General features: G+C 54.0%; 12 protein-coding genes and 1 pseudogene. All 13 read right to left on the reverse strand.

Features of this window, described 5'->3' with window-relative positions:
* Positions 1-4: 4 nt before the first annotated feature.
* The 13 genes and pseudogenes from uvrC to fadR all read right to left on the reverse strand — a co-directional run bounded on the left by uvrC (position 5) and on the right by fadR (position 13346).
* Positions 5-1777: an excinuclease ABC subunit UvrC gene (gene uvrC / locus QSJ10_RS11420; protein ID WP_049624968.1), complete on the reverse strand. Its 1773-nt coding sequence runs from the start codon at positions 1775-1777 to the stop codon at positions 5-7.
* A 10-nt stretch (positions 1778-1787) separates the two neighbouring features.
* A complete protein-coding gene (locus QSJ10_RS11425; protein ID WP_053532393.1) occupies positions 1788-3227 on the reverse strand; it encodes a hypothetical protein in 1440 nt (479 codons plus the stop codon).
* A 183-nt stretch (positions 3228-3410) separates the two neighbouring features.
* A complete protein-coding gene (locus tag QSJ10_RS11430) occupies positions 3411-4334 on the reverse strand; it encodes an FTR1 family iron permease (RefSeq protein ID WP_050367644.1) in 924 nt (307 codons plus the stop codon).
* Between the two features lie 26 nt (positions 4335-4360).
* Positions 4361-5122 (reverse strand): hypothetical protein, encoded by a 762-nt coding sequence (locus tag QSJ10_RS11435; protein ID WP_053532394.1) that lies wholly within the window; start codon positions 5120-5122, stop codon positions 4361-4363.
* A 93-nt stretch (positions 5123-5215) separates the two neighbouring features.
* Positions 5216-5977, reverse strand: coding sequence for a glycosyltransferase family 2 protein (locus QSJ10_RS11440; protein WP_053532395.1), 762 nt, complete (start codon positions 5975-5977; stop codon positions 5216-5218).
* The gene (locus tag QSJ10_RS11445; protein ID WP_152968876.1) at positions 5974-7434 is read right to left on the reverse strand and encodes an alkaline phosphatase family protein; all 1461 of its coding nucleotides are present in this window, start codon (positions 7432-7434) and stop codon (positions 5974-5976) included. Before QSJ10_RS11445 ends, QSJ10_RS11440 begins: the two co-directional genes overlap by 4 nt.
* Positions 7431-8363, reverse strand: coding sequence for a lysylphosphatidylglycerol synthase transmembrane domain-containing protein (locus tag QSJ10_RS11450; RefSeq protein ID WP_033014359.1), 933 nt, complete (start codon positions 8361-8363; stop codon positions 7431-7433). Before QSJ10_RS11450 ends, QSJ10_RS11445 begins: the two co-directional genes overlap by 4 nt.
* Positions 8353-9297, reverse strand: coding sequence for an NAD-dependent epimerase/dehydratase family protein (locus QSJ10_RS11455; protein WP_033014381.1), 945 nt, complete (start codon positions 9295-9297; stop codon positions 8353-8355). The genes QSJ10_RS11450 and QSJ10_RS11455 overlap by 11 nt, the downstream gene beginning before the upstream one ends.
* Positions 9298-9503: 206 nt before the next feature.
* Positions 9504-10709: a hypothetical protein gene (locus QSJ10_RS11460; RefSeq protein ID WP_049624956.1), complete on the reverse strand. Its 1206-nt coding sequence runs from the start codon at positions 10707-10709 to the stop codon at positions 9504-9506.
* Between the two features lie 202 nt (positions 10710-10911).
* Positions 10912-11229, reverse strand: coding sequence for a thioredoxin (gene trxA, locus QSJ10_RS11465; protein WP_033014362.1), 318 nt, complete (start codon positions 11227-11229; stop codon positions 10912-10914).
* A gap of 266 nt (positions 11230-11495) precedes the next feature.
* Positions 11496-11852, reverse strand: a pseudogene (locus QSJ10_RS11470) (electron transfer flavoprotein subunit beta/FixA family protein); the annotation flags it as partial.
* An 86-nt stretch (positions 11853-11938) separates the two neighbouring features.
* Positions 11939-12733 carry an enoyl-CoA hydratase gene (locus QSJ10_RS11475; RefSeq protein WP_053532396.1) on the reverse strand — a complete coding sequence of 265 codons (795 nt, stop codon included), beginning with the start codon at positions 12731-12733 and terminating at the stop codon, positions 11939-11941.
* 25 nt (positions 12734-12758) lie between these two features.
* Positions 12759-13346 (reverse strand): fatty acid metabolism transcriptional regulator FadR, encoded by a 588-nt coding sequence (gene fadR / locus QSJ10_RS11480; protein WP_033010670.1) that lies wholly within the window; start codon positions 13344-13346, stop codon positions 12759-12761.
* Positions 13347-13349 lie beyond the last annotated feature (3 nt).

Raw genomic sequence — 13349 nt, forward strand, 5'->3', positions numbered from 1 at the left:
GCAGTTATTCATGCAGCTTCTCATAAATCTTCTCCGCCACCGCCCGCGGAATGTTCGCCTGTTGCAGCTCTTCCACCGTCGCCTCTTTCATCTTTTTCACCGAGCCGAAATAATTCAAGAGTGCTTTTTTCCGCTTTTTCCCAACACCCGGGATGTCATCAAGCACGGAATGGAACATCGTCTTCTGCCGCGCCTGGCGGTGGAACGTGACCGCAAACCGGTGCACTTCGTCTTGAATGCGCTGCAATAAATAAAACTCTTGGCTTTGCCGGTCAAGCGGCACGACCGTTGGCGGGTCGCCGGCCAAAAGCTCGGATGTGCGGTGTTTTTCGTCTTTCGCCAGCCCGGCCAGCGGCACATCGAGGCCAAGCTCGTTTTCCAATACATCCCGCACCGCCGACAAGTGTCCTTTGCCGCCGTCGATGATGATCAAATCGGGAAGCGGCAATCCTTCTTTCAACACGCGCGTATAGCGGCGGCGCACAACTTCGCGCATCGTTTCATAATCGTTCGGTCCCGCCACTGTTTTTACCTTATATTTCCGGTATTCTTTTTTCGCCGGCTTGCCATCGAGGAAAACGACGAGCGCCGAGACCGGATCGGCCCCGTAAATGTTCGAGTTGTCAAACGCCTCGATGCGGCGCGGCGCCGGAATGCCAAGACGCTCTCCGAGACGTTCGATGGCTTTGATCGTCCGTTCTTCGTCCCGCTCGATGAAATAAAATTTTTCTTTCAGAGCAATGGCCGCGTTTTGGCTCGCCAGCTCCACAAGCTCTTTTTTCTTCCCTTTTTTCGGCTGGACGACGGCTACGCCGAGCAATTCACGGGCAAGCTCCCCGTCAATGTCGGACGGGAGGACGACTTCTTTTGGCTTCAAATGATGCGCTTTCGCATAAAACTGGCCCAAAAACGTCAGCATTTCCTCATCCGGGTCTTGATAAAGCGGAAAAATGGACACGTCGCGCTCGATCAGCTTTCCTTGGCGGAGGAAAAACACTTGCACGCACATCCAGCCCTTGTCGTACGCATAGCCGAATACATCGCGGTCGATGAAATCATTGAACATCATTTTTTGCTTTTCCATCGTCATCTCAATCGCCGCGATTTGGTCGCGGTATTCTTTCGCCCGCTCAAATTCGAGCGCTTCCGCCGCCTCGTGCATTTTCTCGGCCAACTCCCGCTTTACGTCTTCATAGCCGCCGTTTAAAAAGCGGACGATTTGTTCAACCATCGCCTTATTTTGTTCGTCCGACACCGGGTTGACGCACGGGGCGAGGCATTGGCCCATATGGTAATACAAACAGGCGCGCGAAGGCATCGTCGAACATTTGCGGAGCGGATACAAACGGTCGAGCAGCTTTTTCGTTTCGTTCGCCGCCTGCACGTTCGGATACGGGCCGAAATATTTGCCGCCGTCTTTTTTCACTTTGCGGGTGATGAGCAAGCGCGGATGTTGTTCCGCGGTGATTTTAATAAACGGGTAGCTTTTATCATCCTTGAGCATGACGTTGTATTTCGGATCATGCTTTTTGATCAAATTCATCTCCAAAATGAGCGCCTCGGCGTTTGACGAGGTGACGATGTATTCGAAATCGGCGATTTCCTCCACAAGCCGCTGCGTTTTGCCATCATGCGTCCCGGTAAAATACGAGCGGACGCGCGCCTTCAACGACTTCGCCTTGCCGACGTAAATGACCGTTCCGTGTTTGTCTTTCATTAAATAGCAGCCCGGCTGTTCCGGGAGCACGGACAGCTTTTCCTTCAGCCGGTCGTTCATGGCCATCCCCTCACTCTCCGTCCACCCATTCATACAGTGTAATCGTTCCATACACCGGGTCGGCAAGCGGACTGGAACGATACGTTTTCACTTTGCGCACATGGCGGGAAATATCGATCCCTTGAGCCTCGAACCCTTGGACAACGTGATTGGTCATATATATCATAGCATGGCGGTAGTTTTCTTTGTCTTGCAAAAAGAAGGAAAAATGGAGCACGTCTTTATGTGGAAAGGGCACGTTCAAATAGTCTAGGACGCGCGTCTCTTCCCACGTATATACCACAAACGGCTGCGGCTTGTCACGCAAATCGTCGGCAAGCTGATACACTGCCGGGGGCGTCTTTGCCTGCTCGTGCAGCAGCCCGATGCCGATTGCAGACTGCAGCAGCACAACCGCCGCTGCCAGCGCTAATCTCCATGCCTTCGGCGCAGCCAAAAAGCGGCCCCACACATAAAACAGCGCAAAATGAACCAACGGAAGAAGGTGGCGCGGCTTGTCAATATTTTGTCCAAACAGCGCCCAGACAGCATACAGCAACGCGGAAACGACAAGCGCACGCGGCAGCTGAAACCGCCCCGTGCGCCAGGCGATGGCACCGATTGCCGCATAGGCGGACAGCAATGAAACGTGCTGGCTGGCGATGCCGGTCCAAACAAAGTTGTGGACGATAAAGCGGTACAATCGCTCAGAAAACGGCAGCGGGCTCGTTGCCGCCGTTCCGCCCCATTCGCTGAAATGACCGGCAACAAACGCCCAACCAAGCTTGAAAAACGGCCAAAGGCCGCCTTCCGTCGCCGCGACCGCCGCCACCCAAACAAATTGAAAGGCGGCCGCCGCCAACAGCGATGCCGCCACGCGGCCGAGGCGGCGGTGCGTTTTCCAGTCTTCATGCCAAAGGATCAACAACGCGGCAGCAAACGGGGCATAAGACAAACGGATGCCCATGAGGATGCTAAACAACGCGGACGGCCAAAGCTGCGCCATCCATGTTGTTCGCCGCCGCGCCCATTCCACCGCCCATATGTACCACCAAAGCACGCCAAGCGCCGCGCCGTCCGACATCGGTCTGGCGGCGGCAAGGAGCACGTAGCTTGAAGAAAGCACCGAAAGCGCCGCCCATAGCGCCGCTGAGCGCGGCATATGGCGAGCGAGCAGCCAAACGATGGGAAAGACAGCGGAATACAACACAAGCACGTTCAAAATCGAAAGCGCTTTGGCTGGATTAGCGATTGCGGCATGAACAGCCATCCCGCCCAAAACGAAATATGGATATCCTGGAAAATGCGGCTGCATCGCCAACAAATCATAGCGCTCCAGCGCCCGCGCAAAGTCAACTTCGTCCCACGAGGCCGCGTACGGGCTGGCGTAACGCAGGCCGGCCCCCAACAAAACGGCAGCCAAGCCGATGCTGAAGCCAAGCCAAACGCGGTCAAGAAACGGTCGTTTCATCGCATCCCCCCTAAAGGGCTGGTGATTTAATACAAAATACTGCTATTCCCATCTGTTTCTCAATTAGATAAACCATGCGAAATCAACCTTCTTTTTTGGGGCGAAATGCCACTGATTTACTGGTGGCCGCGGTTTTTCACCAGCCTTCTAAAGAAAAAGTACAAGGCATCCGCGCCTTGTACCTTACATCACCCGTTTTGTCTGTTCCTCCAATGCCGCCGATGGTTGCTCCTGTTTGCCGCTTTGTTGCCCATGGCGGCTCGTCACGAGCAAGTAAATCACGACAAAATAACCGATATAGGCGATCATTTCCTCGAGCGACGGCATTGATGAATAGCCAAACAACGCTTTTAAAAAGACGCCGACTTCGCCGGAAAAGACAGGGGCGACGCCATGGTCGCGCACGTAATGTTCGTAATCGATCGGATGTTCCGGAAGCAGCCACGTCAAATCGTATACATGCGGCATGACGCTGCCGATGAGGCCGATATCTTGCATCATCGAAATGGCTTGCACGAGCAGTCCAGCGGCAATTAGGACGATAAACGCGCCGGTGACTTTAAAAAACGTCTTCAACGGAATGCGCATCGTCCCTTTAAAGAAGAAGTAGCTGACGAAAGCAGCAATGGCAACCCCAGTTGCCGCTCCCCATCCTTGCATCGCCGCTCCGATGTTGCCGTGCGTAATCGCAGCGAAGAAGAAGACCGTTTCCACCCCTTCACGCAACACGACCAAAAACGAGTGAATGACCATGCCGACGACATTGCCGGCGGTGACAAACTGATCCATTTTCCCTTCCAAGCTTTTTTTCATGTCCCGGCTGTGTTCGGCCATCCAGAACACCATTTGCGTCAACAGCAGCGTGGAAACGACCATGATGCCGATCTTTAAATATATCTCGCTTCCCATTGCCGCAAAACCGGTAAAGACAAGCTGAAACAACATGGCGACACCGACGCTCGCCGCCACAGCGAGAGCGGCGCCAAGCCATACGTATTTCGTGTATTCGCGGTGACCGACCCGTTTCAAATACGAGGTGATGATGCCAACGATCAGCAGCGCTTCCAGTGCTTCGCGAAACGTAATGAGCAGCGCTTGAACTTCCATGCCCCCGCCTCCCCTTCACATGTAAACTAAGCCCGTTTCCGACGTCGCACATAAATCAAGGCAGTGCCAATGATGATCGCAACGATGATAATGAGAGGAATCCAGTTTTTTGATTTCGACAAATCCGTCCATTCCTTTTTTTTCACTTCATCCGGTTTTTCTGTAGCACTGTCCGAAAAATGGCCAACTTCTAAGCTTTTCAAACCGAATTGTTGTTGCAGCACGGTTAAAATAGTCTCTTTGCTTTTTTTAAACGCATTGATGTCCGATTTTTTCTCGCCGACGCCAAATAACCCCGGGTTGCCAAGCGACTGCAGAGCCTTGTCAAACTCGGTGCGCAGCTGTTTGTCAAGCGCAGGGTCTTTCCCTTGGATGATTGGCGACAGCGCCTCATACGTCGCAAACGCCTTCGCCAACAGCCGCTTGCTCGTGTCGTACTGATCAAAGTTCGCCTCAATATTGTCCAAACGTCGGGCGATATTGAGCACTAAAATTTTTTCCATATCTTTGATCACAGCCTGGCGGTCCTTCGCTTCGATGGCTGCAAGCACGGCCTTGGACGGCTCAGGTCCCATATGCATGTCGATTTCTTCTTTTATGGTTCCGAAAATTTCCTTCGCTGCGGCAAAGTTCGGCGGCTGCTCGTTCAACTTTTCTTTCATCTCTTTATACGCCTCAGCAACCGCTTCTTTGTTCGGATCTCCATACAAATAGGCGAACGCTTTCAGCGGAATGAGATTGAGAATAATGATCACTGCTATGTAAAAAAAGAAACGGGATGTTTTCACGTTTCTGATCCCCCTCCATCAAGATCAATGATAATCATTATCACCATCATTGTCAATATTGGGAAAAATGGCCGGCGGCCCAAGGCGGCCGCCTCACGAACAATGGCGCTCCCGCTCCAAAGAAAGCAGATGCGCTTTTCGGTCAATGACCGCTTTTGTTACCGGGCGGCGCATTTCCTTCCAGATGGCCGGGATGACCGCGGTCATATAGGCGGTGAACTTGATGAACGAACGGCCGGTCGTCCGCACTTGGTAGCGGATCGGCACTTCCTTTAGTCGAAACCCTTTGCGCACTAAGTTGAGCGTCAACACTTGGGCGTAATTGTAATCGTGGATGATTTCCGCCTCTTCAATCGCTTGGCGGGAAAACGCACGCATCCCCGACTGCCCGTCATACAACCGCTGGCCGAGCAGGAGCGACTGCAGCCACGTAAAGGCATAGTTGCCGAGGCGGCGGTGCCATTTCATGCCGCGAATCGTGCCAAGAAAGCGCGAGCCGATCGTATAGTCGGCCTCACCGGCGAAAATCGGCGCCAAAAGGTCAGGAATTTGTTCCGGCGGATATTCGTTATCGGCATCGATCATCACGCCGATATCCGCGCCAAGACGGACACACTCTTCAAGCCCTCGCCGCACCGCCGCACCGAGGCCGCGGTTTTCCGGCCAGCGGCAAATGTAGTCCGCTCCCGCTTCTTGCGCCGCTTCAGCAGTCCGGTCGGTTGACCCGTCATCAATGACCAAGACGCTGACCTCTACATCGGGATGGAAATGACGCGGAATGCGGCGAATCACTTCCCCAATCGCTTCTTCTTCATTGTGCGCCGGCAAAAAGACGATGACGCGCTGCTTCTTCATCGCTCTCCTCCTTTCTTTCGCATCGCTTCGATCAAAACCGGACCGCGGCTATGGCTCGGATACGGAGCGCCAAGCAAATAGGCGATCGTCGGCGCCAGCGAAACGAGGCTTTTTTTCTCATCGACTCGTTTTCCTGCTTCAATCGCCGGGCCGTATAAAAAAAACGGCACATACCGCTCCCCTTCATCGAGGTGGCCGTGGCCGCCGATGCCATCCGCTTGGCCATGGTCGGCGCAGACAATCAATGTCGCGCGCTCGAGCTCGCCCCGTTCCTCAAGCCAGCCGACAAACTCCGCGATCAACGCGTCGGCTTCTTCAATTTTTTCGATATACTCGTCATACAGCACACCGCGGCTATGGCCGGTCTGATCGGTGGCGATCAACTGTACGACAAGCAAATCCGGGTTTTGTTCCTCGACGATGCGTTTCGCCCGCTCGATGATATAACGGTCGGCGAGGTCGTTCGGCATGACGGCCGTCACCGTTTCGACATCGTCGCCGAACGAATCGACCAAATGAGCGATGCCAAGCAAGCGGCCGGTTTTTCCGATTTTCCGGAGCGAATCGAAAATCGTCTCCACTTTTGCCCCAAGCTTCCATACCATATTGGACCGGATGCCGTGCTCAAACGGATACGTCCCCGTCAGCATCGAGGTGAAGCAAACGACCGTGCGCGCCGGATAGACGGTTTCCATTTGCGCAAATTCCGTCCCTTGAGCGCGCAACCGTTTCAAAAACGGGGCGTTGGCCGCTTCAAACCGGTCTTTGCGCATGCCATCAATCACGATGACATACACTTTGTCACTGATCGGCACGGTTGGACTCGGCACATTGTTTGTATAAGTCGGAATGATCTCCGGCTGCCAGTCGAACAAATTCCGATGCAAAATCCATGAAAACAGCCACACCCCAGCGGCAAACAGCCAAAGCGCCCCGCACAGCGGCGCCAAAGCCGCTCCTTGATCGATCTGCTGCGAAGCGTATTCCCATACAGACAAAAGAAGAAAACATTTTGGCAGCTGCTCTTGGGCGTTGCCGCTCGTCGAATCGCTGTTTTTCAACACCAGCTTCCAAAAGCGGGTGAAATTCCACCACGACGTGCCGATGCGCAAATGGTAATACAGCGTCCCCCAAAAAAAGACGGTAAAGAAAAAGTAAAGCCCCGACGCCAACAACAACAACGACGCATCAGCGAACGACCAAACGATGAGAAACACGACATAAGGGATCCATAAATAATTGCGCAAAAACAGCGGATAATCATAGACATAGTAGATGACAAACAGCGGCAGCGCCGCCGCCAGACCAAGCATCCATCCCCATGAGCCGCCCATCCAATCAGCGGCATGGTAGATCGTCATCGTTCCCGCGACAAAAATCGGCGTAAACGGCTTTCCTTCATTCAGCAAATTCCAGCAGCGCGCCGCGATTTTTTCGAATCGTGATGCTTGTTTCATCGCTTCTCCCTTTCCTTTTTCCATACACCCCGCACCATCTGCCAGTCGGACCGCCAAAACCACAATACCGCGGCACCAGCGGCGTAAGAAAACAAAAACTTAAACGCATGGGTCAACACTGCCGCCGCATATGCTTTCTCCCACGGTGCGCCGAGCCGGGTCAACGCAAACGCCATCACCGCCTCGTATGTTCCGATCCCGCCGGGGGCGACTTGGGCGATCTGGCCGGAAACGGTCGCGCTGTTTGCCCACACCGCCTGTCCAAAGGAAAGCGGGATGCCGACTGCTTTCGCGATCACGCCAATGACTGCCGCCTCACACAGCCAGCTCGCCGCCACCGCCCCGACCATCGCCGCGCCGCTCCAGCCGTGAAATACGCTCCGCCATCGCCGCCATAACCGATCGAGGCGGAGCGGACGGCGAAACACGATCACGGTCAGCACGAACCCGGCCGCAACGGCCGCTGCCAAGAGAGAAATGCGGGGAATGTAATGCATATACGCATACATCCCAATGACAGTCAATCCACCAAGCACCGCCATATCAAGGAGCCGCATCACCGCCACCGATTCAATGGCCTCGCTGGCTGAAACACCGGGCTGGCGGGCAAGCAAAGCCATACGCACAGCATCACCGATTTTCACTGGGGCTAGATGGTTAACAAACAAACTAAGCAGCACGGCACGCCAATAAACAGAGAAGGCGATTGGCTTTCCGACATATCGCTTCCACGCCCACGCCCGCAGCCAAAACGACAAGCCATATACGAAAGCAGCGGCAGCCATCTCGATCGGGCGGCTGACTATCCTGGATAGATGATGGAGCATCTGCCGGCCGTCAAAGCAGCGGTATGTCAACCAAGCGGAAAAGAAAAGAAGCGCGAGCCCAGCTGCTTGCAACGCCGCTTTAGCCGCCGGTTTACCGCTCATATTCGCGCGCCCACGCCACCGTGCGGGCGAGCCCTTCGGCAAACGCCACCTTCGGCTTGTAACCAAACGCCCGCTCCGCCTTCGTGATGTCCGCCCATGTCGCTTTCACATCGCCTTTCCGCTCCGGCGCGTGCACGATTTTCAGATCGGGAAAGTGCTTCCGCAACTCAGCGAGCAGCTGCTCCATGGTGACGGGCGCCCCGGCGCCCAAGTTGAACACTTCGCTTCGCCCGCCGCTGCGGTGAAGTGCTGCGATCATGCCCTCCACAATATCATCGATGTACGTATAATCGCGCGCCGTCCCCTTGCCATACACGACAATCTCCTCGCCCGCCAGCAATCGGCGCAAAAACGTGCCGATCGCCATATCCGGACGACCCCACGGCCCGTAAACGGTGAAATAGCGGAAAATCGTCATTTGGTAGCTATACAAATGGGCATAGGCATGACAAAACGATTCCGCTCCGTATTTCGCCGCCGCATACGGCGACACGACGCGGCCGTCAGCCATCTCTTCCCGGAGCGGCACATTGCCTCGGTCGCCGTACACCGATGACGATGAGGCAAACAGCACGTGCGCCGCACCCGCTTCCCCCGCCGCCGCCAACACATTGACCGTCGCTTTGATGTCATAATCGATATACGCGAGCGGCTCCTCGAGGGAATACGGCACGCCCGGCAGCGCCGCCAAATGGTAGACGACATCGGGGCGAAACTCGACCAGCCACCTTTTCGTTCGCTCCCCATCAAGCAAATCCAAGCGGACAAGCGGCACCCGGCCGCCGGTGAGCGTCTGAAACTGCCGCTCTTTCCGTTCAGCAGAATAATATGGATGAAAACAATCCACTGCAGCCACGTCATATCCGAGTCCGCTTAACCGGGCGGCTAGATGGCTGCCAATAAATCCGGCTCCCCCGGTCACCACCACTTTCATCGCCTTCACCTCATCATCGAATTCCATTGTCCATTAGCATCTTACCATAAACCGTCGGGGAACGTCGTGGCCAATCGGCAAAAACCAAATGTTTTCATTTCCCGCCTTGGCTCGGTGAGGCAAGCGGCAGCCCAGCCATCGCTGCCTTCGCTCCGGATGGACGCCTGCAAAAAAAGGGAGCCGCGCCGGACACCCTTGCTGATCATTTAGTTCGCTTTCTGGATCACTTGCTGAAGCGCAGCCTCGATTTGCGGCAGCCATTTGTCACCCTCAGCTTTGTTTTTTGCCTTTGCCGCCTCTAGGTAGCGTGTCGCCTGTTCGTTCAAGTCGGTGTATGCTTTGTCGCCAAGCAGCGTTTTGATATCCTGTTCGATCATGTTAATAAAGAGCGCGCCTTCTAAGGCGGTGATCACCGACTTGTCTTGCCCCCAATTTTCTTTGCTTTCTTCATATTCATGAAGCGCCACTTTCGCCCATCCGCGCACGAACGCATGGTTCACCGCTTTCGGATCGAGCATTTTGACATCGGTTTGCAGGTCAAACTGTTTCAAAATGTAGTCCGCCTCCTCCGCGGCATGCCGTTTCATATACGGATAGACGGACTGATAAAACGCCCAGCCTTCCGCCTGCTCCACTTTGGCTTCTTCGGCGTTTTCCTTGGCCGCAGCCGCCGCCTTCGCCGCATAGCCGTGCGGCAGCGCTCCGCTCGCTAAATAGAATGTTTTCATCAATGTTTTGTCCACGACTTGCTTACCGAGGGCAAATGAGAGCGCATCATCGTTTTGGACCGCTTGCTCCATTTGGGCAAACGCCCCGTTGATCGCGTCAACCAACTTCGTTCCGTAAGCCGCATCGCGCTTTTCCACGGTCGACTGCAAAATCGCGTAAAAGGTTTTGGCTTCCTCAAGCTCTTCCTTTACTTCTTCCTTATTGGCCCAATGTTCTTCTGCTTCGGTAAACTCATGCTTGATCGTCGTGTAAAACACTTTTTGCATCAGCTTGTCAAAAATTTGCTTGACAACCAACGGCTCAAGCGACCCGTCTTTGCCGGCGGCCAGTGCGTTGGTAATATGTTGGTCAAGCGTATCTTCAAATTCCGCGTCACGTTTTTGTACAAGCGGCTGCAGCTTTTCTTTGTAGATGCTCTCCACTTTGCCGAAGTCGACCGCCCCGCCTTGCTTCGCCTTCTCAAGCTCCGCGAGCGCTTCGCTGAACGCTCCCGCATAATCGACTTCCGCTTCTTCCTTCTCGTTCTCCGTCTTCTCTTCCTCTTTCGGCTTTTCTTGTTTTTCCACAGCCGTTTGGTTGCTGCTTTCTTTTTCTGTTCCCGCCGTCTGTTTGCTCTGGCCGCACGCGCCAAGCGCCAACGCCGCGGCGGCCAACAAGGCCAGCCACTTCCATTTTAATGACATTATGTATCCCCCGTTCACACATCCAAAAAATGATAATCAATATCAATACAATAAGATTATAAGAGAAAATGAATTTCAATGTCAACACATGATGAAAAAGAGAGGACTCCCTTCTTGCTGAAAATCCTCTTTTCCTAGCTGATCACACCTTAAATAAAGAAATCCAGAGGCTTCTTCCCCTCTGGATTTCCTTCTTTCTCCGTTATGACACATGTTTGCCAACCAGCTGCACAAGCGCCTCTTTCGGCTGGTAGCCGATCGCTTTGTCGACAAGTTGGCCATCTTTGAACAGAAGCAGCGTCGGGATGCTCATGACGCCGAACTTCGACGCTGTTTCTTGGTTTTCATCGACATTCACTTTGACGATTTTCACTTTGTCGCCCATTTCACGGTCAAGCTCTTCCAGCACCGGAGCGATCATGCGGCACGGTCCGCACCATGGCGCCCAAAAGTCAACGAGCGTGAGGCCGTCTTTCGTTTCTGCGGCGAACGTTTGGTCAGTGGCGTTGACAATCGCCATATGGATTCCCTCCCATCTTCTTGAATGCTGCAAGCAAAGTATACCATGGAATGCATGTCGGCGCGAATGTTTTGCTTCGTTTCTACTATTCGCTTTTGCCGCGGAATTTATCCGTCAAAAAAACGGACGGCTGCAGCCGCCCGTGTTGTTCATTACGAATGCACTTTCAGTTTTTCTTTTCAAACGCTTTGCCGGAGTAGATCGGACGGGTAAAGACGATGTTGCCGCCCGCCTCTTCGACGGCGATGACGTCGCCCGCTTCGGCGCAAGAACACTTCAATCGTTTTCGTCTTCGCTTCAACATCGTCTTCGTCGAGGTCCAAATCGTCAAGCTCTAGCTCTTCAAGCGGTTTCTTTTTCGCTTTCATGATCCCCGGCAGCGACGGATAGCGCGGTTCGTTCAAGCCTTGTTGAGCGGTGACAAGGAGCGGCAGCGACGTTTCGATGATTTCCTCATCCCCTTCGACATCGCGCACGACCGTCACGTTGCCGCCGTCGGCAATGTCGAGCTTTGTGATCGTCGTTACATATGGAATGCCGAGCAATTCCGCCACACGCGGGCCGACTTGGCCGGAGCCGCCGTCAATGGCGACGTTGCCGGCTAAAATCAAGTCCGGGTTTTTTCTATAACTGATTATATTGTAATACACAAAAAAGAGACAATTTTAGGCTATACCTAACCGAAATTCATCTCCCACTTTCACTTCGTTTAGAAGTGGGAGACTTCTTTCGGAAAGATGTTAAAGACGGGCGGCTGTTTTTCCAAAAACGCCTGCACGCCTTCTTTTGCATCCTCGGATCCAAACACGCGGCCAAACCATTCCGCTTCCTCGCGCACGGCCTCAACGAACGTTTTTTCCTTGGCGGCGTTAAGCAACTCAATAACCGCCCGAACGGAAAGCGGACTTTTGGCGGCAATCTTTTTCGCCAACGCTTTGGCTTCATCAAGAAGCCGCTCTTCCGGCACCGCCTTGTTGGCAAGCCCCCATTCAACCGCTTCGAGTCCGGTGATCGGCTCGCTCGTCCACATCATTTCCGGCGCTTTGCCAAAGCCGACGTAGCGCACAAGCCGATGCGTTCCAGCAAATCCAGGGATGAGGCCAAGCTGCAGCTCCGGAAGGCTGAGTTTGGCGTTTTCCGCCACCACACGAATGTGGCAGCTCATAGCCAGCTCCAACCCACCGCCTAATGCAGCGCCGTGAATCGCCGCAATGACTGGTTTGGAAAAGCGTTCGATCCGCTCCATCACGAGTTGGCCGTTGCGCGACAAGCCGGATGCCTCCTCGACGGAAGCGATGGACGTGAATTCTTTAATATCGGCGCCGGCTGAGAAAAACCGCCCCTCGCCATGAAGCAACACGACGCGCACGTCCGGGTCGGTCTCAAGCTCGTCCAACAAGTTTGAAAGCTCTTTCAAAACAGTGGATACAAGAGCGTTCGCCGGCGACCGCGAAAACGTCACGACGGCGACGAACTCCTCTTTCGCTACGCGAAAAAAATTCATGAAGCCTCTCCCCTTTCTGCCTTTCCTAACGCCCGGCGGCGCACCCTTTGATGAGCAGTTCGTACACCGGATCGGCGAGCGCGGCTAGGTCGTACTTTTGCTCGTTCATCACCCACGTCGTCACCGTTTCATCAAGGGTGCCAAAGATCATTTGCCGGGTGAGCCGGACGTCTAAATCTTGGCGAAATTCCCCTTTTTCCATCCCCTCCATGATGATGCGGTCGATGAGCCGCAAATATCCTTTCAGCACGTCATTAATGCGATGGCGCAGCTCTTTGTTCGACTGACGCAACTCAAGCTGCGTCACGACCGCCATATGCGGATCAGCAGCGAGGGCGGAAAAATGAGTTTTCACCAACACATACAATTTCTCTAGGGGGCTTGAAATTCCTTCTGTCTCTTGTTCAATTTTCTCGATGAACGCCCCCATCTTTTCCTGAAAAAGCGAAATTAAAATATCCTCTTTGTTTTTAAAATAAAGGTAGATCGTGCCGTCGGCGACACCGGCCTGCTTGGCGATTTTCGACACCTGTGCTTGATGGTAGCCGTGCTCGGCGATGACGACGACGGCCGCGTCAATAATTTGCTTGAACTTCGGCTTTTCTCTGCGCAATCG

Source organism: Geobacillus stearothermophilus ATCC 12980 (genome assembly GCF_030369615.1).
GTDB lineage: Bacteria > Bacillota > Bacilli > Bacillales > Anoxybacillaceae > Geobacillus > Geobacillus stearothermophilus.